Genomic DNA, 26,365 nt, shown 5'->3' with positions numbered 1-26,365 from the left:
TGAAGCTCAGTGGATGCCCACGGCAGGAGACGGGGCCAAAGACGACGGTTGAGCAAGCTCTCATGCGCGGGTTGGGTACCGCATGACCGTGGTTTCGTCCTGAAGCTGCCTCGGTCTAAGCGGCGAGCGTCGACGAGGTCGGCTCATAACAGAGGACGAGGATTCCCCACCGCGCCCCGCCTCCAGCCGTGGGCACCGGTACGACCGGCTGGCGCTGGATCAGGCCGCCGGGGCCACTTGCACCTGCCGAGCAATCGCCCACAGGAAGCCCACCATCTCCCGAGCGATGGCGGTTGTCACCACCACCCGGGCTTTGCCTGTGGCCGCCAGCCGCCGAAAGCGGGCACACAGCCGGACCTGGGCCTTCCAGGCGATGTCGCGGATGGCCTGGGGCAGGTTCTCGAGACGGTCGTGCAATTTACGGCTGACCCGCGCCTGCATCCGGTAGGTCCAGGCGCCTTCGATGAGCGCTCGCCGGGCCAAGGCGTTGCCGGCCTTGGTGATGCCGCCGCGTCGTACGGTGGCGCCGCTGGAATGCTCGGACGGCACCAGGCCCAGATAGGCCATCAGCTGTCGGGGATTGTCGAAGCGGGAGAAGTCGCCGACTTCGGCGACCACGGTCACGGCGACGATGAAGGCGACACCGCGCATGGCCTGCACCGCCTCCACCACTGGCGCCATCGACCAGTGCGGCAGCAGATCCTCGATCTGCCGTGCCAGGCGTTCAACCCGAGCCTCGGCGTCTGTGAGCGCATGGATGTAATCCTGCAGCACCACCTGCTGGGCGGGGTGATCAAAGCGCACCGTGGTCAGCCAGCGCCGATAGGCCAGGGTCCAGCCCCGCTTGCCAGCATAAACACGCCCGTGCCGCAGCAGGAAGCCTTGCAGATGCTGACGCGCCTTGCCGAGCACCCGAACGGCTGTGGCCCGCGCCCGGATCAGGTCGCGCACCGCCTCGTGTGCGCTGTCCGGGACCCAAACAGCCGTGAGGTCCCCGGAACGGTGCAGCTTCGCCAACATCACCGCATCCCGGCGATCGGTTTTCACCCGGTCGCCGACCTTCATCGGGATCAGAGACGGCGCCACCACGATGCAGTCGTTCCCCAAGTCGGTCAGCTGCCGATGCAGACCGTAGCCACAGGGACCGGCCTCGTAGCAAAAGCTCAGCCGCCGGCCACCCTTGGCCAGCTTTTCCGCCAGCTTGGCGATTTGCTCAGGCGTGTGGCGGACGCTTCCCAGTTGCCGCACCTCACCGCCCCGCATGCCTTCCGCCACGGCGACCGCCACCGTCGCCTTGTGGACATCCAGTCCCACGTAGATGGTATCGTTCATCAGGCCCGCCCGCCCTCCATGTCTGAGGCTCGGCGCCGGCCAGTCCGGCGCAACCCTCGATTGGGGCATGTCGCAGGGCGGGCCGCCAGCCCTCTCAGGCCGCGAACATAGGGTCTAATGTTGTAGTTGCGCTGTTCGTCGGTGGGCCTCGTTTTGGCGAGCGCCTGATGGCATCGCCTCCAGGTCGACCACGCGATGACGACTGCTGGCTCAATCCGCCGCCGAGTTATACCGGCGAGCGGAGCCGCTGACTCACTGAAAGGGATTCCCAAGGTCGGCAATCCGTGATTCGATTTCCCAACGCGATGGGGAGGAGCGAATGCCAGCGGCGTTGCCGATCCGGGAAGACTTGAGCGCCAGCGAATTGCGTGCCCTGGCGCGGCGGGAGAGCAAAGGGCGGAAGCGGCGCGGCTGGCCGTCATGGACCGCCAAGCCCCGCGCGATGCGGTGGTGCGCTACAACGCCGAAGGCGTAGCCGGTCTCTATGATCGTCCGCTGCCCGGCCGGCCGGAATGGCTGAGCGAAGGCGAGCAGGCGACGCTCAAGGCCATCATCCTCGCCGGCCCCGATCCGAGACGGCACGGCTGCGTGGAATGGACTCTGCCGATTCTGTGCGAGGTGATTGCCAAACGCTTCGCCAAGACGCTGCATCCGGCCAGCCTGTCGCGCATCGTGCGTCGGCTGAACCTGTCGAAGCAGAAGACGCGGCCCCGCCATCTGCAATCCGATGCCAAGGCCCAGGCCGCCTTCCAAAAAAGTGGTTGCGCGAAGCGCTGAAGGCCGCGGCCGCCGCGCATCCGGAGCGTCGCCTCCAACTCTGGTTCCAGGGCGAAGCGCGCATCGGCCAGAATGGCCGCACCGCTGGTGGGAGCGCGGGCAAGGTCACCCTCGACGCTGCCGGCAGGCTCTCACACGGAGGCGTCCTTCCCATCGGGACTTTGGAGATCCCCATCGATACGGCGCCACAGGTTCAGTGGGTTGCCATCCTGAACCGCTTCCGGCAGCAGCGCCGCCGGAACGTCCTGGTAACAGACGGGGCGCAGGAAGCGGCGGATCGCCAGTGCCCCCACCGAGGTGGTGCGGCTGTCGGAGGTCGCCGGAAAGGGTCCGCCGTGGACGATGGCATGGCACACCTCGACCCCCGTCGGCCAGCCGTTGAACAGCATCCGCCCAGCCTTCCGCTCCAGTGTCGGGAAGAGCTGGCGGGCCTCGTCGGCGTCCGCGTCGTCGGCGTGCACGGTCGCGGTGAGTTGGCCCTCCAGACGCTCAGCCACCGCACGCATCGTCGCCACCTCGGGGCAGCGGATCACCAGCGAGGCGGAGCCGAACACCTCCTCCTGCAACCCCGGGTCGGACAGGAAGGCCTCGGCGTCGGCGGCGAACAGCGCCGCCTGGCACTGGTTCGGCCCAACGCAGGCCTGCCCGCGCGCAACCGTCTGCACGTCCGAACGCGCCGTCAGCCGGCGCACGCCGTCGTCATAGGCGGCGTGGATGCCCGGTGTCAGCATGGTGGCCGCCGCGCTCTCCCGCAAGGCTACCGAGGCCGCCTCCAGGAAGCGGTTCAGGCCAGGACCGTCCACCGCGAGGACGAGTCCCGGATTCGTGCAGAACTGACCGGCGCCCATGGTCAACGAGGCGGCGAACGCCTTGCCAAGCGTCTCCGCGCGCGTCTCCAACGCGGCGGGCAGCAGGAATATCGGGTTGATGCTGCTCATCTCGGCATAGACGGGGATGGGCTCCCGCCGCGCCGCCGCGACGTTCATCAGCGCGATGCCGCCCCGGCGCGAGCCGGTGAAGCCCACAGCCTTGATGCGCCAATCGGCAACCAGCGCGGTTCCGACCGCATGGCCGGAATCGAACAGCATGGAGAACACGCCTTCCGGCAGGCGGCACTCGGCAACCGCAGCCTGGATGGCGCGCCCGACCAGTTCCGATGTGCCGGGATGGGCGGCGTGCGCCTTGACAACCACCGGGCAACCGGCGGCCAGCGCCGACGCGGTATCACCGCCGGCCACGGAAAAGGCCAGCGGGAAATTGCTGGCGCCGAACACTGCCACGGGACCCAGCGCGATGTGGCGCTGGCGCAGGTCAGGCCGCGGCAGGGGCCTGCGCTCGGGCTGCGCCCGGTCGATATGGGCGTCGAGCCAACCGCCCTCCCGCACCACTTGGGCGAACAGGCGCAATTGGTCGACGGTCCGGCCACGCTCGCCCTCGATACGGGGACGCGGCAGGCCGCTCTCGGCAACGGCCCGCTCGACCAGCGCGTCGCCCAGGTCGAGGATGCGCTGGGCGATGGCCTCCAGGAAGCGGGCACGGGCTTCCAGGCCCGTTTCACGAAAGATGTCGAACGCCTCCCAGGCCAGAGCGCAGGCGCGCTCCACCTCGGCGTCGCCGCCACCGCCGAACGCCGGCTCCATCTCGCGGCCGGTGGCGGGGTCGACAGCCCGGAAGGCGATGCCCTTGCCATACACGGCGCCGCCGCCGATCAGCATCTCGCCCGTCATCGTCATGGCACGTTCCTGTCAGGGGTTGCTGGAACCGCAGCGCAGAGGCCCCCTGGAAGTCCTCCGCGCGTGGTCACGATGAGGCGCGGCCGCGGATGCGTCACGTCAGGACGGGGCGCGCCTTGGCTGCGTCCACAAGCTTCAGGACGCCCGCCAGCGCCCAGGAGCCGAGGGTCACAACCGCAAGGGCGATGGCGAGCGGACGGTCGAAGAACACGGACACCTCTCCGCCGCTCTTCAGCATGGACGTCATGAAGGTCTGCTCGATCACAGGCCCGAGGATCAGGCCGAGCACCGCCGGAGCCATGGGAATGTCGTTGGCTTCCATGAAATAGCCGAGCAGACCGACGATGGCGATGATTCCGACCGCGAACAGCGTGTTCTCGACCGAAAAGGCCCCGACGATGCAGAAGAGCAGGATGATCGGCGTCAGATAGGTCCTCGGCACCTTCAGGATCAGGCCGAAGGTGCGGATGCATAGGATGCCCAGCGGAATCATCAGGAGGTTCGCGACGAAGAAGATCGCGAAGATCGAGTAGATCGCCGTCGGGTTGTTGAGGAAGATGGTCGGGCCGGGATTGAGGCCCTTCAGGAACATGACGCTGATCACGATGGCGGTGATCGCGTCGCCTGGGATACCGAACACGGTTGCCGGGATGTAGGCTCCCCCCAGGGCGGCGTTGTTCGCCGCGCCGGCGGAGACGAGGCGTTCGACCTTCTGGTCGAGGGCGTTCGGGTCCTTGCCCTTTTGCGACCGGCGGGTGACCGCGTAGGAGATCCATGCGGCGATGTCCGCGCCGGCCCCCGGCAGAGCGCCGACGAGCGTTCCCAGCGTGCTTCCGCGCAGGACCTCGCGGCGGTGTCGCCACATCAGGCGGCCCATGCCAGCGCTGACCGAGCCGACCGCCAGCCGCGCCTGCCGTTCGCCGGTTGGCGGAAGCGTCACGGTGCGCAGCAGCTCGGAGATCGCGAAAACGCCGATGAGCAGCGGAATCAGGCCGAGGCCGCCGAGCAGATTGGTGACGCCGAAGGTGAAGCGGGGGGTTCCGGAGACCGGATCCATCCCGATGGTCGACAGCCCCAGCCCGAACAGCAGGGCCGCCACCCCCTTGAGAAGCGACGAGCCGCCGACGAAGGTCGCGCAGCTGAGGCCCAGGACTGCGAGCCAGAAATATTCAACGCTGCTGAACTGAAGCGCCAGTTCGGCGAGGTTCGGAGCCGCCAGGGTCAGAACCAGGGCGCTCAGCAGGCCCCCCAGAACCGAGGAGAACAGGCCGGCTCCGAGGGACAGCCCGGCCTTGCCTTCGCGCGTCAGGCTGTACGCGTCGTCGGTATAGGCCGCCGACGCCGGCGTGCCCGGCATGCGCATGAGCGCACCCGGGATGTCGCCGGCAAAGATGGCCATGGCGGAGGACGTGATGATGGCCGCGATCGCCGGCACGGGTTCCATGAACATGACGACCGGCACCAGCAGGGCCGTGGCCATCAGCGCGGTCAGGCCGGGGATCGCCCCCAGCACCAACCCGTAGATGGCCGAGGCAACGATCACCAGCAGCAGATGGACGTCAAGCAGGACGCCAAGAACGTCCGTTAGGATCACCATAGCAGCCACCCCGAAATGTTTTGAAGCGGTCCCCACGGCAGGGGTACGTGGAGCACGGAGGCGAAGATCGCCGTCAGCACGACGGCGGTGACGGCTCCCGCCGGCACGCCGCGGCGCAGGGGCACGCCGGATACGGCCAGCACGAGGACCATCACCAGGACGGCGGTGAGCAGGAAGCCGGCCGTATCGACGATCAGCACGTAAAGGGCGATCGCGGCGGGAATGGAGCAGAACCGCACCCAGCCCCGTCTGGTCCGCGACCACTCCGGCCGGTGCCAGAGGGGTTCTGTGCGCAAGGTGCGGAGGCCGAGCAGCGCGATGATCCCTCCGACGAGGATCAGCCCCGAGCCGATGATCAGCGGGAAGAATCCGGGGCCGAACTTGAGGTGGCGCGGCGGCTTCAGGTCGGCCGCGTACTCGATCATCAGGATGCCGATCGCGATGAAGAACAGGCCGACGAGGACGTCTTGAACTTTCATGGCGGATAGCCTCCACCGTCAGAAGGAATGCATGGTTTGGCCGGCTCCCCGCCGATCACTTGCCGTAACCGAGGGCGTCCATGACGCGGGCGGTGTCCTTCTCGTGCCGCAGCATCAGCTCCTCAAGCTGCTTGCCGTTCAGGTACTTGACCCCGAAGTTCGCCTTCGCCATGGCGTCCTTGTAGGCCGGGCTCTGCGTCGCCTTGGCGACCGCGGCGTCCAGCTTCGCGACCACGTCGCCCGGCATTCCGGCCGGACCGCCGAGGGCCCGCCACGTTCCGCCGTCGACGGCGGTGCCGATGGACTGCTTGGTGGTGGGCGCGTCGGGGAATCCGGGCACCGGCTCGGGGCTCAGAACGGCCAGGGGACGCACGCGGCCGGCCGACATCAGGGCGGACGCCTCGGGAAGGGAGGCGGTCTGGAAATCCACGCCGCCCGCCGCGAGTTCGATGAGGCCGGGTGCGGCGCCCTGGCCCGGCACCCATTTGATCGCGGCGACGTCGATCCCATAGTCGAGCATCATGCCGGCCACCGGGATGTCCCACACGCTGCCGCAGCCGCCGCTGCAATGAACCTTGAAAGTGCCCGGGGAGGCCTTGATCGCCTCCAGGGCCGTCTTCAGGTCCTTGAAGCGGGACCCGGAACCGACCAGAAGGGAGGAGGAATCACCGTTGAAGTTGGCGATCGGCGTGAAGTCCTTGGCCGAGAAGTCGGCTTGTCCCGTCGCCTTGTACCCCGCATACGGGAAGAGAAGCCCGACGGTGTAGCCGTCGGGCGTGGCGTTCTTGATCGCCGTCAGGCCGACCACGCCGCCGCCCTGGCCCTGGTTGACGATGGTGATTGGCTGCCCAAGGATCTCTTTCAGTTCCCGTGCCAGGATGCGGGTCGTCGTGTCGCCGCCGCCGCCGGCCGCCGCCGGAACGATGATGGTGACCGGACGCTCGGGGTATTCGGCTTGCGCCGTGCCGGCCAGCCCGGCGAAAGCCATCAGAACGGATGCAAGAACGCTGATACGCATGGATTTCCCTCCCGTTGCCGTCCGAGGCGCGCACGCCATCGGATCGATATCTTACTTGTTGTACCCGACGGCGTTGATCGCGCGTGCGGTCTCCTGCTCGTGCTGCTCCATGAAGGCCTTCAGCTCGGTCCGTCCAAGCCAGGCCGCCCCGAACCGGCGCGCCTTCATCTCGCTCTGAAAACGGTCGCTCTCGAACGCGTCCTTCACCGCGGATTCGATCCGCGCCACGAGCGCGGGGTCCATGCCGGGCGGGCCGGCCAGACCGCGCCAGGTGCCTCCACTGTACGGCTTGCCGACCTGTTCGCCGACGGTGGCGACGTCCGGGTAGCCCTCGATGCGCTTCTCGCTCATCACCGCGATGCTGCGGACCCGGCCCGCGTCGCGCAACGCGTCGACCTCGGGAAGCGAGCAAAGGACGACATCGACGCCGCCCGAAGCCAGTTCCTGCAGCCCGGCTGCCGATCCGGCGGCGGGAATCAGATTGAGCCGTTTGGCATCGACGCCCTGGTCGAGAAGCAGGGAAATGAAGGGAATGTCCCAACTGGCGTTGCACGTGCCGCCGCACGAGATGCGGAGCGAGCCGGGATCCGCCTTCAGCTTGGCCACGATGTCCGCCACGCTCTTCAGCGGGGAGTTCTGCGCAACGTGCACCGCCGCGGGATCGGCGTTGAACTGGGCGATCGGGGTGTAGCTCGCCGACGTGAAATCGGCCTGTCCCAGCAGCTTGTACTGGGCGAACGGGGCGATCTGGCCCAGCGTGTAGCCGTCGGGCTTGGCCGTCGTATAGGTCGTCATCCCGACGACGCCCGACGCCTGAGGCTGGTTCACGACGTTGAAGGGCCGGCCGAGCTTGGCTTCGAGTTCCCGGGCGAGCAGACGCATCGTGTAATCGCTGCCGCCTCCGGCCCCGGCAATGACGATCAGCGTCACCGGCCGCTCGGGCCATTCGGCGAGAGCCGGCGCGGCCCCCGCAAGACACGTCAGCATGGCAACGGTGGCCGCCGTTCCACGGCCGAGCCTGCCTATGGGCAGTCCCATCATGAGCGTCTCCTCCAAGACATGCCGCAGGGCGGTTCGGCGCCCTGCCTTTTCTGTCGTATCCCACGATACGGGATGTTCGTCAAGCCAACATACTTTCATAACCAGCATTGACAACGTTAATCAGCGTTGACAGGTTATGGGCGCTGAACGCAAATACCGCATTGTGGGACAAACAAAGAGGAAACGTCCAAATGTCAACTTCGCTGAGCGGCATCATCCCCCCTCTGGTCACACCGTTCACGGCCGACGGGGAGATCGATGAGGCGGCGTTCCGCGCCCAGGTGCGGTTCATGCTGCAAAAGGGCGTCCATGGGGTCTGCGTCGGAGGAAGCACCGGCGAGGGGCACACCCTCTCGACCGAGGAACTGACGCGTCTCGTCGCCATTTCCTGCGAGGAGGTCGACGGCGCCGTCCCCGTCGTTGCGGGAATCATCGTCAACAGCACCCGCGACGCCATCGCCAAGGCCAAGGCCATGGCGCACCTGCCGGTGGCGGCCCTGCAGGTGACGCCCGTCCACTACGTCTTCAAACCCGACGAGGACGCGACGCTGGCGCATTTCCGCACGCTCGCGGGCGAGACGCAGGTGCCGATCGTCATCTACAACGTGGTGCCCTGGAACTACCTGTCGCCGTCGCTCCTGGTCCGCATCATGAAGGAGATCGACAGCGTCATCGGCGTCAAGCAGAGCGCGGGCGACCTCAAGCTGATGGCCGATCTGCTGAACGAGCAGGTGCCGGGCAAGCTCGTCTTCACGGCGGTCGACGCGCTTCTCTACCCGTCCTTCGCGCTGGGCGCCCACGGCACCATCGCGGCGAACCCGGCCGCGGTGCCCGGCGTGACGGTCGCGCTGTGGAACGCCGTGCAAGCCGGCGACCATCCGCGCGCGCTGGAAATCCACCGGAGTCTGCTGACCTTCTGGAACACGATCAACGGCGACAACCTGCCTGGGTGCGTCAAGCATTCGCTCAGCCGGCAGGGGTGCGAGGTCGGCGTCCCGCGCCAGCCGATGCCCGCCGCCACCGAGGCGCAGAAGGCGCGCATCGATGCCGCCCTGCGCGAGGTGCTTCGTTACGAGGCCTCGCCGACAACGGCCGCGGCGGAATAGCGGCGTCAGCCGACGCCAAGGAATGCCGGCCACCCTCGCAAGCGCTTGCGAGGGTGGCATCCCCTGGGAGGGACGATGAGCGCGTCGACACGACTTGACCCCGAAGGGCCGGTTGGCCGATCTTTGCTTCGCCCTGCGCCTGAAGCAGGCGGAACGGGGCTCGACGACCAAGCCCGATACGCCTGTCCGGCAGGGGAGCAGAAGGAACAGGCATTCTTGAAGACGAACAACATCAAGTCAGCTGGAAAGATGCTCAGCGTCCTTGAATGTTTTTCCACGGTCGACCGCAGGTTGTCGCTCGCCGATGTGGCGCGCCGGACCAAGCTTCCGCGCAGCACGGCACACCGCCTTATTCTCACGCTCAAGGAAATCGGGTTCCTGGAACAGGACCACAGCCGCGACGAGTACCGGCTCGGCATCAAGCTCTTCGAGCTGGGATCGATCGTTCTGGCCAACATGGACGTGCACCGCGTGGCGAAGCCGTACGTGGACGCGCTCAGCACCCTGTCGCGGGAGACCGTCCACCTGTGCGTCTTCGACGGCATGAAGATGGTCTTCATCGAACGGGGCGCGGGGGGCCGATCCGGCCCGAACAACGCGACGACCACGATGGAGGCGTCGCCCTGCCATTGCACCGGTGTCGGCAAGGCGACCCTGGCCTTCCAATCGGACCTGGTCATCGACCGCGTCCTTGGGGTGGGACTCCCGGCCTACACACGCAACACCCTCACCGATCCCGACCGGCTGAGGGAGGATCTGGCGGCGATCCGCCAGCGCGGATACGCCATCGACGACGGTGAGATCGACATCGGCGTGCGCTGCGTCGCCGCGCCGATCCGCAACACCAGCGGGCATGTCTTCGCCGCGGTGAGTGTGAGCGGCCCCGCCACGCGCATGACGCATGAACGGGTGCAGAGCCTCGCCCCGGTCGTTATGAGCCACGCGGAGTCGATTTCACTCCAGCTGGGCTACAGCAACGGCGACGACGCCGTGGCGCCGGCGCTCACCACACCCATCACGTAACGGGCAGGACCGGGCCCCGGCGTCCGGCCCCAAGCCCCACAAGCCCGCATCCGACCATCGAACCCTTGCAGTCACCGACGCGCCGGAGCGCTGCGGGCGGAGGGCTGCCATGGCGCGCGGACGCGGCGCAACGGGAGGAATCCATCGTGAAGAAGCTGATCAACGATCCTGCGCACTATGTGGACGAGATGCTCGACGGGCTGTGCGCGGCCCATCCGTCACTCATGCGGGATGGACCGGCGGGGCGGGTGATCCGCCGCACCGAAGGCGCGCGGACGGGCAAGGTCGGCATCGTGACCGGCGGCGGGTCCGGACACCTGCCCCTGTTCACCGGCTATGTCGGTCCGGGTCTCGTCGACGCCTGCTCGATCGGCAACGTCTTCGAAGGCCCCACCGTGGATTCCTGCATAGCCGCGATCAAGGCGGCGGACGGCGGATGCGGTGTCCTGCGCCTGTACGGGAACTACGGTGGCGACCGCATGAACTTCGACATGGCGGGGGAGTTCCTTGAGGACGAAGGCCTGGAACTGAGCACGGTGCTCGGCACCGACGACATCGCCAGCGCCGCCCCCGAGGAACGCAGCAAGAGGCGCGGCGTTGCCGGCATCGTCTACGCCTACAAGATCGCCGGAGCCCGGGCCGACGAGGGCGCCTCGCTGGCCGAGGTGACCGCGGCGGCGGCGAAGGCCGTGGAGCGGACGCGGACCATCGGCTGCGCCCTCTCGTCCTGCCAGATCCCCGGTGCGGCGGAACCGTCGTTCCGCATCGCCCAAGGCGACATGGAAATGGGCATCGGCATCCACGGCGAACCCGGCATCTGGCGCGACACGCTCAAGCCGGCGGATGCCGTCGCGGACGAGATGCTCGACCGCCTTCTGGCGGAACGCCCCGAGGGAAGCGGACATCGCGTGTCGGTTCTGGTCAACAGCCTCGGCGCCACCCCGCTGGAAGAGCTTTTCATCCTCTACCGGCGCCTTGCGGAACGGCTGGACAAGGCTGGGCTGACGGTCGTCCAGCCCCTGGTCGGGCCATACGTGACCTCGATGGAAATGGCCGGCGTCTCGCTCAGCCTTTGCTTCCTCGACGATGAGCTGGAACGGCTTCTCGCCGCTCCGGCATCCTGTCCCTTCTGGAAGATTGGTTGAGCATGGGCCTGACCGTCACGCACATTGCCGCCGGTGTCGCCCTCGCGCACGGGCGCATGGCAACCCTTGAACAGGAACTCAACGCGGCCGACGCCAAGCTCGGCGATGGGGACACCGGCGGCATGCTGCGCCGGGTGCTGGATCTCATGGCCGAGCAGCGGATGGAAGGGATCGACGATGTCGGGGTGAGCCTGGGCATCCTTGCCAAGGCCGCGGCCTCCGCCACGGGATCGAGCCTCGGCACCTTGCTCGCGACCGGGCTCCTGACGATGTCGAAGAGGACGAAGGGGCGGGCGGAAATCCCCTGGAGCGAACTGGCTCCCCTTCTCGAACAGGCGCGCGATGCCGTCATGGCGCGAGGCGGCGCGAAACTTGGGGACAAGACCGTGGTCGATGCGCTCGATGCGGTTTCCTCGGCCCTGGCCGGTGCCGGGGAACAGGCCGCGATCCGCGCAAGAGCGGTCGCAGCCTGTGACGAGGCGCTCGTCCGCTTCCGGAATGAACCTTGCCGCATGGGGCGTGCCCGCATGTATGCCGACAAGAGCATTGGCGTGGATGATCCCGGCATGCTCGCCTTCGCGCATCTCACCGAGAGTATCTGTCAGCGTGGCTCGTGACGTTGGGGGGCGGGCTGCAAGATGTTCCGCTCATGAACGGGCACTGGCCGCACTGTGAACCTGTCGTGCCCTCGGCAAGTGTTGCGTCCTGGCACTGATCTGGTCCCCGTTGCGACAAAAAAACGACGAATGGAAAGGTTGATGTGGGCGGCGTTTCCCAGGCTCGGAAGATCAACGGAATGCCGGTGGTGCCGGCCATGAACGGAGTGGCTTGGCCGTTGGCAGGATGGACCGCATGCATAGGATCTGCTGACGGCGCCGGCTCCAGCGTCGTCAGCCCTTCCACGCAAACTGCGGGAGAACCGGGAATGGGGACCACCTCACCACCGCAGGGCCGTGGGGAGGGGCTGTAGCAATAGGATGCGACAGCGTGGCGGCCCTGCTGTGACTTTGTTGATCGGCTGCGTGACTCCCTGCGTTTTATGTGAAGTTCATCACATGTTTTTCGGCTCGGACTCCGCGACCCTTCACACATAAGAGTGCAACCTGTCGCGCAACGGTCCTGCCATGTCATCGAAGAAGCTCAGAAACGTCTATGTCGCGGGAAAACGCACCAGCATGCGGCTGGAGGCCGCCTTCTGGGAAGGGCTGGAGGAAATCGCGCAGCGGGAAAACCTGACCTTGGGCGAACTGTGCAATCGTCTCGCCGAGCGGGTGGAGGCTGTGGATGCCAGCAACCTGTCCAGCGCCGTACGGGTCTACGTGCTGGAGTACTTTAGGGCGGCCACACCAGAACCGCAGGAATACTCCTACACTCCCCTGTCCATGGCGGCGGAGTAACTGGGGCACTTCCGGCCGGCTCGGGAGAGCGAAGGGCGCCCGAAGCCGCCCGATGTTCTCCAGGCGCACAGTCACGGTGCTGGCACCGTGGCCCGTGGGCTTCAACGCGCCAACCGTCTATCTGGAGGCGTCGGCCTTGATGCGCTCCTCGATGGTCGGCTCGTCGGTCCCGTTTGCCCGCAGGAGGACCGACTCTCCTGATGCCGGGAAGACGCCGGTCAACGCGGTCACAATCACCTGATGCGTCACCAGCACGACCGGCGCGCCGTCGGAATGCAGTCCCGCCAGAAAGCGGCGCAACGAAGCAATCTGCGCGTCCTGCTCCTCACGCCGCTCGAAGAATGAGTTGAGAGCCGGCAGTTCCTGCACCGGCCCGACCGCAAGAAGCCGGGCGGTTTCCAGGCATCGGCACCATTGGCTCGAATACACAGTTGCCTCCCCAACAGCGAGGCTCCGCAGCCGATCACCGACCTGCCGGGCCTGCTCACGGCCGTTCGCGTCCAAGTTGCGCTGTGTCGCGCAGTCGCGGATTTGAAAGTTCGGCGGGTCCCCGACTCCGGGCGCCTCCGCATGCCTCATAAGGACGATCAACCCCCGCGGATCGAGCTTGCCTGTATCCGCGGCCCAACCCACCGAAGCGGAGCACGCGATCAGAACGGCCACAACCATGACGGCAAGCGATCTGCGACGGAAAAGCTTCGGCATTGAAGCACCACGGCGGATGACGAGTCCATGAGGTCAATATCGGTCGAGCCGACGGGAAACCCAGCCCGCTTCGCAGCGCACCACTCTGCAACCACGCCGCTGCGCCGTGTCTCGCGTCCGAGACGCCCCACCCGCGGGTCAACCTTCTACGACACGCTTCCCGACAAAGCCCGCGACAGCGCGGCATGGCTGGCATAGCCGACCTCGCGAGCCGCCTGCTTCAGCGTCGCCCCCTCGTCCAGCCGGGCCCTCGCCAACTGAAGGCGCCATCTCCGCAGATAGAGGCCCGGCGTCATCCCCACCACCTCGGCGAAGACTTCCGCGAAGACGCTGCGCGACATGCCGGCCTCGTCCGCCATGCGTTCCAGGGTCCAGGCCGCTGATGGTTGCTCATGCAGCCGGACCAGCGCGCGGGACAGCGCGGGATGGGCCAAGCCGGCCAGCAATCCCGTGCGGCCATCCGCCCGATCAATGGCATGGCGCAGCACATGGACGATCGCGACCTCCGACAGCCGATCCAGGACGACCTGACGGCCACAGCCCTGCCCTCCCGCTTCACCGAACAGCAACTCCAGCACCGCGGCCAAGGGCTGCGCCTGATCGAGCGGAACGACCATGATGTCGGGCAGTCCATGCTCCAGCGGGTTGCGCAGGCCGCCAAGATCGATGTCGGCGCAGACGAGATCCACCGTGGACGCCTCGCTCCGCCCGTCGACATCGGTGGTCAGGTGATGGCGGTGCGCCCGCGGCAGGAGGATGGCTGCGGGTCCCATCACCTCGATGAACTGCCCCTGACCGCTCTCCAGGCCGAGACGCCCGCTCCGCAGCAGGTGGAGATGACCGCCCGCGCGCTCGCCCAGCACGGCGCCCGTCCCACAAAATCCGCCAGCGTGAAACACCCGTGCGGTGATGCGCACACGCTGCAAGGCGGCAGCCAAACGGTCCGGCTGGTTCATGGCGGCCTCCTCGGACGTTCTGCAAACAAAATCGGACGATCTATTGCCAATCGTACGGCTATCCTCTGCCCATGTCGAGGCGGCATCGGGTCGCCTCACCGATTTGGAAGGACAGACCCCCATGGCCCGTATCAGTCCCGTCGATCGCAGCAACCCGCCCGCCGCCGTCGCACCGCAACTCGCCGCCATCAAGGCGAAGATCGGCAAGGTGCCGAACGTGCTGGCCACGCTGGCGCAGTCTCCCGCAGCGCTCGGCAGCTATCTGGCCGTCACCGGTGCCCTGGCCGGAGGCGCTTTGTCTGCCAAGGATCGGGAGCGCATCGCGCTGGCCGTCGCGCAGGCGAACGGCTGTGACTATTGCCTTTCCGCCCACAGCCTGAGCGGCAGAGCCGTCGGGCTGAGCGAGACGGAGGTGCTGGCTGCGCGCGCCGGCCAGCCGGAGGACGCACGCTCGAACGCCATCGTGACGCTCGCCCGCTCCATCGTGGACAACCGTGGCCGCGTCCCGACGGTGGTGCTCGAGGCCGTCCGGGCCGCCGGGGTGGACGACGCCGTCATCCTGGAGGTGCTGGCCAACACCATCGGCGGCATCCTGACCAACTACGCCAACAACCTGATCGAAACCGACCTTGATTTTCCCAGGGCGCCGGCCCTTCCGGCCTGATCGGCGTTGATCGGAGCATGGCCTGATTTGTTGGTTCTGCATCATTTCAGCCATGCTCCGCTCCGGTCATGGTATCCCTGCAAGCGCGCGGACGGGGCACGCAAACGCGATACAAGAACGGGCAACCATGCAGATGACCGGCAACGTCATTCGACCCCATCCGGGCAGGCCGCCCGGCGTTTCACCTCCCTTTTATAATGGATGATGCCCGCAGCTTTCGCGCGCTGTGGAACTCCGCCGATCCATGCAACCATCGATGCTCCGGAAGCGGGAGCGGGGGCGGCCATGATGGTGGTGGGGATCAGCAGGGCCGCATCCTGGATGAATGCCGGGCCGGCGATACTCCTTGCGGCCATCGGAGGCCTATGGGTGGCCGGTTCGTCCGGCAACGCCGCCGAGACCGCCCAGAACGCCCCGCCGCCGGTGACGGTCAGCCAGCCGCTGCGCAAGGAGATCGTCGAATGGGACGAATTCACCGGCCAGTTCCAGGCGGTGGACTTCGTGGAGATCCGGGCGCGGGTCAGCGGTTATCTCGACTCCATCGCCTTCCAGGACGGCCAGCTCGTCAAGCAGGGCGATCCGCTGTTCGTCATCGATCCGCGCCCCTTCGAGGCCGCGCTGGCCTCGGCGCAGGCGGAGCAGCAGCAGGCCGAGGCCAAGCTGGACCTGTCGAACCGCCAGCTCGCCCGCGCGTCGGAGCTGCGGCGCAGCGACAACGTCGCGGCCAGCGTGTTCGACGAGCGCCAGCAGCAGGTCCGCGTCGACGCCGCCGGGGTCGAGGTGGCGAAGGCCGCCGTCCGGACGGCCGAGCTGAACCTGAACTTCACCCGCATCACCGCCCCGATCGCCGGCCGCATCAGCCGGCGCGAGGTCAGCGTCGGCAACCTCATCGTCGGCGGGGACACCAGCACGACGACCCTGCTGACCACCATCGTTTCCCTCGACCCGATCTACTTCACCTTCGACATGAGCGAGTCCGACTACCTCGCCTACCAGCGGGCGGCGGCGCGCGGCGCGCTGAAGTCGCAACGCGACGGCGGCATCGAGGTCGAGGGCCGCCTGTTCGATGAGCAGAGCTGGCCCCTGAAGGGCACGCTGAACTTCATCGACAATCAGGTCAGCCCCGGCGCCGGCACCATCCGCGCCCGCGCCGTCTTTCCCAACCCGTCGCTGCTGCTGACGCCCGGCCAGTTCGGGCGGCTGCGCCTGCCGGGGTCCGACCGCTACACCGCCACGCTGATCCCCGATCAGGCGGTGGTCAGCGATCAGGCCAACAAGATCGTCCTGACGGTCGGCAACGACGGCACAGTGGTGCCAAAGCCCGTGCGCCTCGGCCCCATCGAGGACGGGTTGCGCGTCGTGCGCTCCGGGTTGGAGGAGACGGACAAGGTCATCATCAACGGCCTCGTCCGGGCCCGGCCGGGCGCCAAGGTGACGCCGCAGGACGGACGGATCGAGCCGCCCAAGCCGCCGGCCGGTTGAGCGGAGCCGGGACATGAACCTCTCGCACTTCTTCATCAACCGGCCGATCTTCGCGGCGGTCCTGTCCATCTTCGTCACGCTCATCGGGGTCTTCGCCTATCTGACCCTGCCGGTCGCGCAGTATCCGGAGATCGCGCCGCCGACCATCGTGGTCAACGCGACCTATCCCGGCGCGTCGGCGCAGGTGGTCGCCGACACCGTGTCCGCCCCCATCGAGCAGGAGGTCAACGGGGTCGAGGACATGCTCTACATGGCCTCGCAGGCGACCAGCGACGGGCGCCTCCAACTCACCATCACCTTCAAGCTGGGCACCGACCTGGACACCGCGCAGGTGCTGGTGCAGAACCGCCTCGCCGTGGCCGAGCCGCGCCTGCCGGAGGACGTGCGGCGCATCGGCGTGACCGTGCGCAAGAACTCGCCCGACATGCTGATGGTGATCCATCTGAACTCGCCGGATGGAACGCGCGACCAGCTCTACATGTCCAACTACGCGCTGCTGCAGATCAAGGACGTGCTGGCGCGCCTGGACGGGGTGGGCGACATCCAGGTGTTCGGCGCCCGCGACTACGCGATGCGCGTCTGGCTCGACCCCGACCGGGTGGCCGCGCGCGGCCTGACCGCCGGTGACGTGGTTAGGGCGATCCAGGCGCAGAACGTCCAGGTGTCGGGCGGCGTCATCAACCAGCCGCCGGTGCCGGCCCCCGGCGCCTTCCAGCTCAACGTCGAGACGCTGGGCCGCCTGACCGACCCGCGCGAGTTCGGCAACATCATCGTCAAGACCGAGGGCTCTGCGGTCACCCGCCTGCGCGACGTGGCGCGCGTCGAGCTGGGGGCGCAGGACTACAATCTGAACGCCTATCTGGACCGCCAGCAGGCGGTGCCGCTGGTCATCTTCCAGCGGCCGGGCTCCAACGCGCTGGAAACCGCCGACCGCATCCTGGCGACCATGGCGGACCTGTCCAAGGGCTTCCCCAGCGGGATGCGCTACGACGTGGTCTACAACCCGACGGAGTTCATCGCGCAGTCCGTGGAGGAGGTCTACAAGACGATCTTCGAAGCCGTGGCGCTGGTCGTCGTCGTGGTCATCCTGTTCCTTCAGACGTGGCGCGCCTCCATCGTGCCGATCGCCGCGATCCCCGTCTCGCTGATCGGCACCTTCACGGTGCTGGCGGCGCTGGGCTATTCGCTGAACACGCTGTCGCTGTTCGGGCTGGTGCTGGCGATCGGCATCGTCGTGGACGACGCCATCGTCGTGGTGGAGAATGTGGAGCGGTTCATCCGCCAGGGCATGAAGCCCAAGGACGCCGCGCACGAGACGATGAACGAGGTCGGCGGCGCGCTGATCGCCATCGCCCTGGTGCTCACCGCCGTGTTCATCCCGGCCGCCCTGGTCAGCGGCATCTCCGGCCAGTTCTTCCGCCAGTTCGCGGTGACCATCGCGACCGCCACGGTGATTTCCTGCTTGGTGTCGCTGACCCTCAGCCCGGCGCTGTGTGCGCTTCTGTTCAAGCCGCACGAGGAAAACCCGCCCAAGCCGTCGCCGTTGACGCGCCCGGTCCACGCCTTCTTCCGCGGCTTCAACCGGGGTTTCGACCGGCTGTCCAATGGCTATGCCGGGCTGACCGGGCGTCTGGTGCGGCTGCCGGTGATCGTGCTGGCGGTCTACGGCGTGCTGCTCGCCCTGACGGCGTGGCAGTTCAGCCGGGCGCCGACGGGATTCATCCCGAACCAGGACCAGGGCTACCTCATCACGGTGGTGCAGTTGCCCCCCGGCTCGTCGCTGGCCCGCACGGACGAGGTGGTGCGCACCGCGGTGGACACGCTGCTGAAGACGCCGGGGGTGATCCACGCCGTGCCCTTCGCCGGCTTCGACGGCGCCACCTTCACCAACGCGCCGAACGCCGGGGCGATCTTCGTCACCCTCGCCCCCTTCGCGGACCGCATCCCGAAGGGCCAGACCGCCGAGTCCGTGTTGGGTGACCTGAGGACCCGGCTGGGCGCCATCGAGGACGCCTTCATCATCACGATCCCGCCGCCGCCGGTGCGCGGCATCGGCAATTCCGGCGGCTTCAAGATGATGGTGGAGGACAAGCGGGGCCGCGGCCTGCCCGCCCTGGAGGAGGCGGTGAACGAACTGTCCGGCGCGGCAAACCGCATTCCAGGCCTCGTCGGCGTGTTCTCGCTGTTCAACACCAAAACACCGAAGGTCTTCGCCGACATCGACCGCCAGCGCGCGGAGATGCTGGGCGTCACCGCCGATCAGGTGTTCGAGGCGCTGCAGATCTATGTCGGCTCCGCCTTCGTCAACGAATTCAACCTGCTGGGCCGCACCTACCGGGTGACCGCGCAGGCCGACGGGCGGTTCCGCCAGACCCCGCGCGACATCGCCAACCTGAAGACCCGCAACGCGCAGGGCGACATGGTCCCGATCGGCGCGGTGGCGGAGTTCCAGAACATCACCGGCCCCTACCGCGTCGCCCGCTACAACCTCTATCCGGCGGCGGAGCTTCAGGGCAACACGCTGCCCGGCTTCTCCACCGGCTACGCGCTGGCGGCGATGGAGAAGGCGGCGGCCGACACCCTGCCGGACGGCTTCGGCTTCGAATGGACCGAGCTGGCCTATCAGGAGAAAGCGGCGGGCAACACCGGCCTGCTGGTCTTCGGGCTGTCCGTCGTCTTCGTCTTCCTGGTGCTGGCCGCGCAGTACGAGAGCTGGGCAATGCCGCTGTCGGTCATCCTGATCGTACCGATGTGTCTGCTGGCGTCGGTGACCGGCCTGCTGATGCGCGGACTGGCGGTGGACATCCTGGCGCAGGTGGGGTTCGTCGTGCTGGTCGGGCTGGCCGCCAAGAACGCCATCCTCATCGTCGAGTTCGCCCGCCAGAACGAGCTGTTCGAGGGCAAGGACCGCTTCGAGGCGGCGGTCGCGGCGGCGCGCACCCGGCTCCGCCCGATCCTGATGACGTCCTTCGCCTTCATCCTGGGCGTCGTGCCTCTGATGATCGCGCAGGGCGCGGGGGCGGAGATGCGCCAGTCGCTGGGCACCGCGGTGTTCATGGGAATGCTGGGGGTCACGCTGTTCGGCCTGATCTTCACCCCGGTGTTCTACACGGTGATCCGCGGCCTGTTCAGCGGGCCGCTTGCCGTCAACCAGCATCCCGTCCCGAGCACGGAAGAGCCCGGCCCCGCCCATTCCACGACGGACACCGCGCAGTCCGGCGGGTACCGTCGGGCCACCGAGGAGATGCCGGGCACCTCCGCTCCCGAGCGATGAGCCACGAGGGACGGGCGACCACCCGGCGCGGCGCCGTTCGCCATTCCAAGGTCGGCGGCCCAAGGTCGGCGGCCCAAGGTCGGCGGCGCTACCGGCGCTGTGCACTGACCTCAGGCTTCGACCAGAAGCGTCGGGCTTGGGAGAGACAGCGCAGCGCATCACTTTTCGAAAATTGACGAGAACCAACAGGACGCGCCCCGTCGGAGAAGAACCGGGCGCATGACTGTCTATTTGCGAGATATTGCGCTGCAGCAATTTTGCTTCATGCATTAACAGCGCTGTTTTCGAAATTTCGTGACTCCTTTTGCCGTTTTCCGCCCCGCCCCGCGGTGCTATCGTTGGCCTTCAGTTGTCCAATTGTTGGACCAAACTCTGGCGGCGCGATCATGAACGGCGTCTCAACCGTCAAGGCCATCTTCGAAGAGCTACGCAAGGAGATCCCCGAGCGCTACCAGCCCGGCGATCTGCTTCCGAACGAACGCCTGCTGGCCGAACGGTTCGGCGTCAGCCGCAACACCATCCGCGAAGTCATCATCTTCCTCGAAGCCTATGGGTTGGTGGAGAAAACGCAGCGCGGCCCGCGCGCCAGCAAGCCGGACATCGAGGCGATGTTCCGCATTCTCGATCAATGCTTCGACCGCAGCGTCAAGACCTGTCGGGAAGTCTTGCAGTTCCGCAGGATCATCGAGATCGGCGTGCTGCCCGAAGTGGTCCGGCACATCACCGACGCGGAGATCGACGGGCTCGACCGTCTGGCCGAGGACATGGAGCACCAGTTGACGGTGCGCGAGGCCGCGGAGGTGGACTTCCGCTTCCACGCCGCCATCGTCGCCGCGTCGCGCAACTCCATGTTGCAGAAGATGTATCAGGCGATGTCGCAGCCGATGATCTATTACATGGAGATCGGCAAGAGCAACGCGGTGATCGGGCCGACCACGGTCGATTATCATCGCCAGATCATCGCAGCGCTGCGCGAGCGCTCCGTCGAGAAGGCCGTCGAGGCCAGCAACGCACACTTCCATTTCAGCGAGAGCGTGTTCAACCAGGAAGCGCAGCCGACGGCTGCGCCCACGCCCTGAACACGCCCGCTTCCCAAAAAAAGGACATCACCTGTGAAAGCACTGATGATCGAAGGCGTGGACGTCTGCGCGATCCACGAGGTGGCGGAGCCGACCCCGGGCCCCGGCGAGGTGCTCCTGGCCATCCGCCACGTCGCGCTGTGCGGCAGCGATCTCAGCACCTTCAAGGGGCTGAATCCGCTGGTTTCTCTGCCGCGCATCCCCGGCCACGAGATCGGTGGCGAGATCGCCGCCGTGGGTGAGGGCGTTCCGGCCGAATACACCGTGGGCCGGCGCGCCATCGTCATTCCCTACACCGCCTGCGGCACCTGCCCGTCCTGCCGCAAGGGCCGGGTCAACGCCTGCCGCAGCAACCGCACGCTCGGCGTGCAGCAGAACGGCGGTCTGGCTGAACGCATCGTCCTGCCCTACGGCAAGCTGATCCTGAACGACACGCTGGCGCCGCGCCATCTGGCGCTGGTCGAGCCGCTGTCGGTCGGTTTCCACGCCGCCGCGCGCGGTCGCGTCGAGGCGGCCGACACCGTCCTGGTGCTGGGCTGCGGCATGATCGGCATGGGCGCCATCGCCGGCTCCGTCCATCGCGGCGCCACGGTGATCGCCGTGGACATCGGCGAGGCGAAGACCGGTCTGGCCCGCCGCTACGGCGCCGCCCACGTCATCGACGCCGGCAAAGAGGACGTGTCCGCCCGCGTCCTGGAGCTGACCAACGGCGACGGCGCCGACGTGGTGATCGAGGCGGTCGGCCTGCCCGCCACCTTCACCCAGGCCATCGACCTCGTGTCCTTCGCCGGCCGCGTCGTCTACATCGGCTACGCCAAGGAGCCGGTGTCCTACAAGACGCAGTTCTTCAACCTGAAGGAGCTGGACATCATGGGGTCGCGCAACGCGACCTCCGAGGATTTCCAGGCCGTCATCCACTATCTCGAAACGCTCGACCACGCCCCCGACGACCTGATCTCCAAGGTCTTCCCCTTCGAGGAGGCCGACAAGGCCCTGCCCTACTGGGCCAAGGAGCGGGACACCACGGTCAAGGTGATGATCGAGCGCTGACCCTTCCGGCGGCGCCCACCGGGCGCTGTCACCATCAGAACTGCTGCGGCGGGACGTGCCGGTCCCGCCGCCGGGTCCGGCCTCGTCGGCGGGATCCGTCCATGAGTCACGTCCACAAACGGGCTTCCCGGCATCCACTATGGAGGAAATAATGAAGCGCTTTCTGGCGTCTGCCCTTGCCGCGTGCGTGCTGTCCATCGGTGCCGCGTCCGGCGCCATGGCCAAGACCGAGATCATGGTCGCCTACGAGAACAACCCGGGCGAGCCGCTCGACCGGGTGATGCATCACTGGGCCGACCTTCTGAAGGAGAAGAGCAAGGGCGAGGTCACCCTGAAGCTGTTCCCCAGCTCCCAGCTGGGCGCGAAGAAGGACGTGATGGAACAGGCGATGATGGGCATGAACGTCATCACCCTGTCCGACGTCGGTTTCCTGCAGGATTACGACCCGGACCTCGGCGTTCTGTTCGGCCCGTACCTGACCGACGACCCCCAGAAGCTCTTCAAGATCTACGAGAGCGATTGGTTCAAGAAGAAGGACGAGGCGCTGCGCAAGAAGGGCGTGCACATCGTCATGTCCAACTACCTGTACGGCGTGCGCCACATCCTCGCCAAGAAGCCGATCAACACGCCCGAGGACCTCAAGGGCATGAAGATCCGCGTCCCGAACAACGTGATGCAGATCAAGACGATCGAGGCGATGGGCGCCACCGCGACGCCGATGCCGCTGGGCGAGGTCTACCCGGCCCTGACCACTGGCCTGATCGACGGCGTGGAGAACCCGATCTCCGTGCTGTACGGCGCCAAGCTGCATGAGCAGGCCAAGTATCTCAGCCTCGTCGGCTATCTGACCAACACCTCGGTGTGGGTCGGCGGCGAAGCCTTCTTCAGCAAGCTGCCGGCGGACGTCGTGAAGATGGTCCACGAGACCGGCTACGAGGCCGGCCTCTACAGCCAGAAGCTGGCAGCCGAGCAGGACGCCGAGTTCATCGAGAAGATGAAGGCGTCCGGCGTCACCGTGATCCAGCCGGACCCGGCGCCGTTCCGCGAGGCCACCAAGGTCGTCTACACCCAGTTCCCGAAGTGGTCGGCCGGCCTGTACGAGCAGATCCAGAAGGACCTCAAGTAAAAAAAGCACATCCGGGCGGGGCTGCCGCTCCGCCCGGATCGTTTGGAGGAGTATGCCATGGAGTTGATCCGGCGTCTGCCATCGGTCGTCGCGGGAGGCGCGCTGGCCGCTCTGGTGGTGATGACCATTGCGGCGGTGTTCGCCCGTTACCTTTTCGACGCTCCGCTGCACTGGGGCGAGGAGATGTCCGGGCTTCTGATGATCTGGATCATCATGATCGGCGCCATCGTCGCCGAGCGTGACGGCCAGCATCTCGACATCCCGCTGTTCGTGGACCTTCTGCCCACCCGCATCCGGGCGGCGGTCGATCTGGTCGTTTCGGCCCTGTCGATCGTGGTTCTGGCCTACGCCGGCTGGCTCGGCTATCTGCTGGCCCAGAGCGCCCAGTACAAGCTGACGGAAATTCTCCAGATCTCCTGGTTCTGGATCGACATCGCCGTTCCGGTCGGTGCGGCCGGCATCATCATCTATCTTCTGCGCCGCTGCTTCATCGACGTCGTGGTGATCGCGAAGGGGAACGCGCCATGAGCTGGCCCGTCATCATTCTCATTATGCTTTGCCTGTTCGCTTTGAACATGCGGCTTTACATTGCCATCTTCGCATCGGTTCTTGTCTATTTCGTGTTTTTCAGCCCGGTTCCGGACCAGATCGCGGTGCAGCGCCTGATCGGCGCTTCGCAGAACCTGTCCCTCCTGGCGATTCCCTTCTTCATCCTGCTCGGCACGCTGATGGACCACACCGGCGTGGCCAAGCGCCTGCTGCGCGTGGCCGACCTGCTGGTCGGCAAGTTCACCGGCGGCATGGCGCTGACCAACATCATGCTCAGCACGCTGCTGGGCGGCGTCAGCGCCTCCAACCTCGCCGACAGCGCCATGCTGACCCGCATGCTGGTGCCGGAGATGGAGCGCAAGGGCTACAACCGCGCCTTCGCCGCCGCCGTCACGGCGTCGGGCGCGCTGGTGACGCCGATCATCCCGCCGGGCATCGCCCTGATCATCTACGGTCTCGTCGCCGACGTCTCCATCGGCGCCATGTTCATGGCCGGCATCCTGCCTGGCATCGTGATGGCGGCCATGCTGATGGTTGCCGCCTACATCGTGTCCAAGCGCAACGGCTACCCGCCGTCCCGCGACAGCTGGCCCACCACCTCGGAGACCACCAGCGCGCTGGTCGGCGCCTGGCCGGTGCTGGTCCTGCTGGTCGCCATCATCGGCGGCATCCGCGCCAACATCTTCACCCCGACGGAAGCGGGCGCGGTGGCCGTGCTGATCGTCCTGGTGATCGGCTTCGTGATCTACCGCGAGATGCGCGTCGCCCATGTCGTGGACGCCCTGGTCGGCACCTTCAAGGCGACCTCCTCGGTGATGCTGGTCATCATGGCCTGCTCGGCGCTGGCCTGGATCCTGTCGCTGGAGCAGGCGGCGCAGCAGTTGGCGACCTACATCACGGCGCTGACCGACAACAAGTACGTCTTCCTGCTCATCCTCAACCTGCTCCTGCTGTTCCTCGGCATGCTGATCGAGGGCAACGCGATCCTCATCGTCATGGTCCCGCTGCTGATGCCGACGGTGCACCAGCTCGGCATCGACCCGATCCATTTCGGCATCGTGGTGATCGTGAACCTCGCGGTCGGCTGTCTGACGCCTCCGGTGGGCACGGTGATGCTGCTGGTCTGCAACCTCGCCAAGGTGAAGATCTCGGACTTCATGAAGCAATCCACCCTGCTCTTCGTGGCGCTGTTCGTGGCTCTGATGATCGTCACCTTCGTGCCGGAACTCTCACTGGTCCTGGCCCGCTAAGCCCTGTCCCGCTGCCCCCTCCTGCCGCCCTCCCGCCTCCCTCGCTTCTCCCCCAAGGGGCCTGACATGCCGAAGTACCTGAAGATCCATTCCAGCGACACCGTCGCCGTCGCCCTGGAGCCGCTGGCCCAGGGCACCGCGATCGACGGTCTGGGCGTCGCCCTGCTCGACGAGGTGCCGCAGGGCCACAAGTTCGCCGTGACGCCGCACCAGCCCGGCGACCGGGTCATCAAGTACGGCAGCGTGATCGGCCTCGCCAAGGAGGCGATCCCGGTGGGGCGGCACATCCACACCCACAACATCGGAACGGCGCTGGGCGGCCTGCAGGACTACGCCTACGCCGGCCCGGCGGCCGAGGCGGCGCCGGCCAAGCGGGAGGCGCCGACCATCCAGGCCTTCGTCCGCGCCAACGGCGAGATCGGCGTGCGCAACGACCTGTGGATCATCCCGCTGGTCGGCTGCGTCAACGGCCTCGCCAAGAACGCGGCCAAGCGCTTCGAAAAGATGGGCCTGCTGCCCGAGGGCTCCCGCGTCACGGTGCTGGAGCATCCCTACGGCTGTTCGCAGCTCGGCGGCGACCTCGACAACACCCGCAACATCCTGCGCGACTTCGCCATCCACCCCAACGCCGGCGGCGTGCTGGTCATGGGGCTGGGCTGCGAGAACAACACCCGCGCCCTGTTCACCCAGGGCTTCGAGCACCCCGACCCACGCCGCCTGCGCTACCTGACCACCCAGGAGGTGTCGGACGAGCTTGAGGCGTCGCTGGAGGCGATGACCGAACTGGCCGCCGTCATGCGTGAGGACAAGCGCGAGCCGGTCGGCGCCGACCGCCTGCGCATCGGGCTGAAGTGCGGCGGCTCGGACGGCTTCTCCGGCATCACGGCGAACCCGCTGCTGGGCGCCCTCTCCGACTGGCTGTGCGGGATCGGCGGCGCCACCGTGCTGACCGAGGTGCCGGAGATGTTCGGCGCCGAGCATCTGCTGATGGAGCGGGCGGAAAGCCGCGAGGTGTTCGAGGGCGTCGTCACGCTGATCAACGACTTCAAGCAGTATTTCCTCGACCACAACCAGCCGATCTACGAGAACCCGTCGCCCGGCAACAAGGCCGGCGGCATCAGCACGCTTGAGGAAAAGTCGCTGGGCTGCACCCAGAAGGCCGGCCTCTCACCGGTGCGCGACGTCCTCCGCTACGCCGAGCGCATCCGCAAGCCGGGCCTGACCCTGCTGGAGGCGCCGGGCAACGACGGCGTGGCGGTGACCGCCCTGGCCGCCGCCGGCTGCCACATCGTGCTGTTCACCACCGGCCGCGGCACGCCGCTGGGCGGCGTCGTGCCGACCATGAAGATCGCCACCAACACCGCCATGGCCGAGAAGAAGCGGCACTGGATCGACTTCAACGCCGGCCCCATCGCCGAGGCCACCGCCACGGTGGACAGCCTGCTGCCCTCCTTCATCGACAGCATCCTCGCCGTCGCCAACGGCCGGCAAGCGCGCAACGAGGAGAACGACGTCCACGACCTCGTGATCTTCAAGTCCGGCGTCACGCTCTGACCCGTCAACCACCCCTCAGACAAGGACG

At 67.1% G+C, this 26,365-nt stretch carries 23 protein-coding genes; 15 read left to right on the top strand and 8 right to left on the bottom strand.

Annotation, left to right across the window (positions count from 1 at the left end; genetic code table 11):
• Window positions 1–219 precede the first annotated feature (219 nt).
• Entirely contained in the window at window positions 220–1,332 is a 1,113-nt protein-coding gene (locus AMK58_RS15285; RefSeq protein ID WP_035683708.1) for an IS110 family RNA-guided transposase, read from the bottom strand.
• Between the two features lie 420 nt (window positions 1,333–1,752).
• Here AMK58_RS15285 and AMK58_RS15280 point away from each other — a divergent pair, with 420 nt between their 5' ends.
• Window positions 1,753–2,109: a winged helix-turn-helix domain-containing protein gene (locus AMK58_RS15280; protein ID WP_079285345.1), complete on the top strand. Its 357-nt coding sequence runs from the start codon at window positions 1,753–1,755 to the stop codon at window positions 2,107–2,109.
• Between the two features lie 131 nt (window positions 2,110–2,240).
• On the opposite strand, the gene AMK58_RS15275 is transcribed toward AMK58_RS15280, so the two are convergent.
• The 5 genes from AMK58_RS15275 to AMK58_RS15255 all read right to left on the bottom strand — a co-directional run bounded on the left by AMK58_RS15275 (window position 2,241) and on the right by AMK58_RS15255 (window position 7,977).
• Window positions 2,241–3,842, bottom strand: coding sequence for an aldehyde dehydrogenase (NADP(+)) (locus AMK58_RS15275; RefSeq protein WP_035676978.1), 1,602 nt, complete (start codon window positions 3,840–3,842; stop codon window positions 2,241–2,243).
• 94 nt (window positions 3,843–3,936) lie between these two features.
• Window positions 3,937–5,439, bottom strand: a complete 1,503-nt coding sequence (locus AMK58_RS15270) for a tripartite tricarboxylate transporter permease (protein ID WP_035676980.1) — start codon at window positions 5,437–5,439, stop codon at window positions 3,937–3,939.
• Complete coding sequence (locus tag AMK58_RS15265) at window positions 5,433–5,918, bottom strand: tripartite tricarboxylate transporter TctB family protein (RefSeq protein WP_035676982.1); 486 nt, start codon at window positions 5,916–5,918, stop codon at window positions 5,433–5,435. Before AMK58_RS15265 ends, AMK58_RS15270 begins: the two co-directional genes overlap by 7 nt.
• Before the next feature lie 55 nt (window positions 5,919–5,973).
• Entirely contained in the window at window positions 5,974–6,936 is a 963-nt protein-coding gene (locus AMK58_RS15260; RefSeq protein ID WP_035676985.1) for a tripartite tricarboxylate transporter substrate binding protein, read from the bottom strand.
• A gap of 51 nt (window positions 6,937–6,987) precedes the next feature.
• Window positions 6,988–7,977 (bottom strand): Bug family tripartite tricarboxylate transporter substrate binding protein, encoded by a 990-nt coding sequence (locus AMK58_RS15255; RefSeq protein WP_051140463.1) that lies wholly within the window; start codon window positions 7,975–7,977, stop codon window positions 6,988–6,990.
• A 191-nt stretch (window positions 7,978–8,168) separates the two neighbouring features.
• On the opposite strand from AMK58_RS15255, the gene AMK58_RS15250 reads away from it, so the two are divergent.
• The 5 genes from AMK58_RS15250 to AMK58_RS15230 all read left to right on the top strand — a co-directional run bounded on the left by AMK58_RS15250 (window position 8,169) and on the right by AMK58_RS15230 (window position 12,648).
• Window positions 8,169–9,083 carry a dihydrodipicolinate synthase family protein gene (locus tag AMK58_RS15250; protein WP_035676987.1) on the top strand — a complete coding sequence of 305 codons (915 nt, stop codon included), beginning with the start codon at window positions 8,169–8,171 and terminating at the stop codon, window positions 9,081–9,083.
• 216 nt (window positions 9,084–9,299) lie between these two features.
• Window positions 9,300–10,106 carry an IclR family transcriptional regulator gene (locus AMK58_RS15245; RefSeq protein WP_035676989.1) on the top strand — a complete coding sequence of 269 codons (807 nt, stop codon included), beginning with the start codon at window positions 9,300–9,302 and terminating at the stop codon, window positions 10,104–10,106.
• Window positions 10,107–10,252: 146 nt separating this feature from the next.
• Entirely contained in the window at window positions 10,253–11,251 is a 999-nt protein-coding gene (locus AMK58_RS15240; protein ID WP_059399150.1) for a dihydroxyacetone kinase subunit DhaK, read from the top strand.
• 2 nt (window positions 11,252–11,253) lie between these two features.
• A complete protein-coding gene (locus tag AMK58_RS15235; protein WP_035676994.1) occupies window positions 11,254–11,868 on the top strand; it encodes a DAK2 domain-containing protein in 615 nt (204 codons plus the stop codon).
• Between the two features lie 507 nt (window positions 11,869–12,375).
• Window positions 12,376–12,648 (top strand): ribbon-helix-helix domain-containing protein, encoded by a 273-nt coding sequence (locus AMK58_RS15230; protein WP_035676997.1) that lies wholly within the window; start codon window positions 12,376–12,378, stop codon window positions 12,646–12,648.
• A gap of 117 nt (window positions 12,649–12,765) precedes the next feature.
• Here AMK58_RS15230 and AMK58_RS15225 read toward each other — a convergent pair whose 3' ends face one another.
• A complete protein-coding gene (locus tag AMK58_RS15225) occupies window positions 12,766–13,353 on the bottom strand; it encodes a histidine phosphatase family protein (RefSeq protein ID WP_035677000.1) in 588 nt (195 codons plus the stop codon).
• 146 nt (window positions 13,354–13,499) lie between these two features.
• A complete protein-coding gene (locus AMK58_RS15220; RefSeq protein ID WP_051140465.1) occupies window positions 13,500–14,309 on the bottom strand; it encodes an AraC family transcriptional regulator in 810 nt (269 codons plus the stop codon).
• A gap of 121 nt (window positions 14,310–14,430) precedes the next feature.
• Between AMK58_RS15220 and AMK58_RS15215 the strand changes: the two genes are divergently transcribed.
• The 9 genes from AMK58_RS15215 to AMK58_RS15175 all read left to right on the top strand — a co-directional run bounded on the left by AMK58_RS15215 (window position 14,431) and on the right by AMK58_RS15175 (window position 26,337).
• Complete coding sequence (locus AMK58_RS15215) at window positions 14,431–14,973, top strand: carboxymuconolactone decarboxylase family protein (RefSeq protein ID WP_035677003.1); 543 nt, start codon at window positions 14,431–14,433, stop codon at window positions 14,971–14,973.
• Window positions 14,974–15,342: 369 nt separating this feature from the next.
• On the top strand, window positions 15,343–16,455 hold the full coding sequence (locus tag AMK58_RS15210; protein WP_236778271.1) for an efflux RND transporter periplasmic adaptor subunit: 1,113 nt from the start codon (window positions 15,343–15,345) through the stop codon (window positions 16,453–16,455).
• 13 nt (window positions 16,456–16,468) lie between these two features.
• Entirely contained in the window at window positions 16,469–19,729 is a 3,261-nt protein-coding gene (locus tag AMK58_RS15205; RefSeq protein WP_059399148.1) for an efflux RND transporter permease subunit, read from the top strand.
• A 386-nt stretch (window positions 19,730–20,115) separates the two neighbouring features.
• Entirely contained in the window at window positions 20,116–20,808 is a 693-nt protein-coding gene (locus AMK58_RS15200; RefSeq protein WP_035677007.1) for a FadR/GntR family transcriptional regulator, read from the top strand.
• Between the two features lie 45 nt (window positions 20,809–20,853).
• Window positions 20,854–21,858 (top strand): zinc-binding alcohol dehydrogenase family protein, encoded by a 1,005-nt coding sequence (locus AMK58_RS15195; RefSeq protein WP_035677010.1) that lies wholly within the window; start codon window positions 20,854–20,856, stop codon window positions 21,856–21,858.
• A 217-nt stretch (window positions 21,859–22,075) separates the two neighbouring features.
• Window positions 22,076–22,984 carry a C4-dicarboxylate TRAP transporter substrate-binding protein gene (locus AMK58_RS15190; RefSeq protein WP_236778292.1) on the top strand — a complete coding sequence of 303 codons (909 nt, stop codon included), beginning with the start codon at window positions 22,076–22,078 and terminating at the stop codon, window positions 22,982–22,984.
• Between the two features lie 57 nt (window positions 22,985–23,041).
• Window positions 23,042–23,512 (top strand): TRAP transporter small permease, encoded by a 471-nt coding sequence (locus AMK58_RS15185; RefSeq protein ID WP_035677016.1) that lies wholly within the window; start codon window positions 23,042–23,044, stop codon window positions 23,510–23,512.
• Window positions 23,509–24,783 (top strand): TRAP transporter large permease, encoded by a 1,275-nt coding sequence (locus AMK58_RS15180; RefSeq protein WP_035677019.1) that lies wholly within the window; start codon window positions 23,509–23,511, stop codon window positions 24,781–24,783. The genes AMK58_RS15185 and AMK58_RS15180 overlap by 4 nt, the downstream gene beginning before the upstream one ends.
• Before the next feature lie 66 nt (window positions 24,784–24,849).
• The gene (locus tag AMK58_RS15175) at window positions 24,850–26,337 is read left to right on the top strand and encodes a UxaA family hydrolase (protein ID WP_035677022.1); all 1,488 of its coding nucleotides are present in this window, start codon (window positions 24,850–24,852) and stop codon (window positions 26,335–26,337) included.
• Window positions 26,338–26,365: the final 28 nt, after the last annotated feature.

It is taken from the genome of Azospirillum brasilense, assembly GCF_001315015.1.
In the GTDB taxonomy this organism is placed as follows: Bacteria; Pseudomonadota; Alphaproteobacteria; order Azospirillales; family Azospirillaceae; genus Azospirillum; species Azospirillum brasilense.
Note: the sequence above shows the minus strand (reverse complement) of the source record. Positions and strands in the feature narration are given on the sequence as shown.

Bases quoted from the DNA above. Each gene is read 5' to 3' on its own strand.
- AMK58_RS15255 (WP_051140463.1), bottom strand. From the start codon at position 7,977: ATGATGGGACTGCCCATAGGCAGGCTCGGCCGTGGAACGGCGGCCACC.
- AMK58_RS15205 (WP_059399148.1), top strand. From the start codon at position 16,469: ATGAACCTCTCGCACTTCTTCATCAACCGGCCGATCTTCGCGGCGGTC.
- AMK58_RS15200 (WP_035677007.1), top strand. From the start codon at position 20,116: ATGAACGGCGTCTCAACCGTCAAGGCCATCTTCGAAGAGCTACGCAAG.
- AMK58_RS15180 (WP_035677019.1), top strand. From the start codon at position 23,509: ATGAGCTGGCCCGTCATCATTCTCATTATGCTTTGCCTGTTCGCTTTG.
- AMK58_RS15195 (WP_035677010.1), top strand. From the start codon at position 20,854: ATGATCGAAGGCGTGGACGTCTGCGCGATCCACGAGGTGGCGGAGCCG.
- AMK58_RS15235 (WP_035676994.1), top strand. From the start codon at position 11,254: ATGGGCCTGACCGTCACGCACATTGCCGCCGGTGTCGCCCTCGCGCAC.
- AMK58_RS15260 (WP_035676985.1), bottom strand. From the start codon at position 6,936: ATGCGTATCAGCGTTCTTGCATCCGTTCTGATGGCTTTCGCCGGGCTG.
- AMK58_RS15225 (WP_035677000.1), bottom strand. From the start codon at position 13,353: ATGCCGAAGCTTTTCCGTCGCAGATCGCTTGCCGTCATGGTTGTGGCC.
- AMK58_RS15230 (WP_035676997.1), top strand. From the start codon at position 12,376: ATGTCATCGAAGAAGCTCAGAAACGTCTATGTCGCGGGAAAACGCACC.
- AMK58_RS15265 (WP_035676982.1), bottom strand. From the start codon at position 5,918: ATGAAAGTTCAAGACGTCCTCGTCGGCCTGTTCTTCATCGCGATCGGC.
- AMK58_RS15250 (WP_035676987.1), top strand. From the start codon at position 8,169: ATGTCAACTTCGCTGAGCGGCATCATCCCCCCTCTGGTCACACCGTTC.
- AMK58_RS15175 (WP_035677022.1), top strand. From the start codon at position 24,850: ATGCCGAAGTACCTGAAGATCCATTCCAGCGACACCGTCGCCGTCGCC.
- AMK58_RS15190 (WP_236778292.1), top strand. From the start codon at position 22,076: ATGGCCAAGACCGAGATCATGGTCGCCTACGAGAACAACCCGGGCGAG.
- AMK58_RS15220 (WP_051140465.1), bottom strand. From the start codon at position 14,309: ATGAACCAGCCGGACCGTTTGGCTGCCGCCTTGCAGCGTGTGCGCATC.
- AMK58_RS15285 (WP_035683708.1), bottom strand. From the start codon at position 1,332: ATGAACGATACCATCTACGTGGGACTGGATGTCCACAAGGCGACGGTG.
- AMK58_RS15275 (WP_035676978.1), bottom strand. From the start codon at position 3,842: ATGACGATGACGGGCGAGATGCTGATCGGCGGCGGCGCCGTGTATGGC.
- AMK58_RS15270 (WP_035676980.1), bottom strand. From the start codon at position 5,439: ATGGTGATCCTAACGGACGTTCTTGGCGTCCTGCTTGACGTCCATCTG.
- AMK58_RS15280 (WP_079285345.1), top strand. From the start codon at position 1,753: ATGGACCGCCAAGCCCCGCGCGATGCGGTGGTGCGCTACAACGCCGAA.
- AMK58_RS15215 (WP_035677003.1), top strand. From the start codon at position 14,431: ATGGCCCGTATCAGTCCCGTCGATCGCAGCAACCCGCCCGCCGCCGTC.
- AMK58_RS15185 (WP_035677016.1), top strand. From the start codon at position 23,042: ATGGAGTTGATCCGGCGTCTGCCATCGGTCGTCGCGGGAGGCGCGCTG.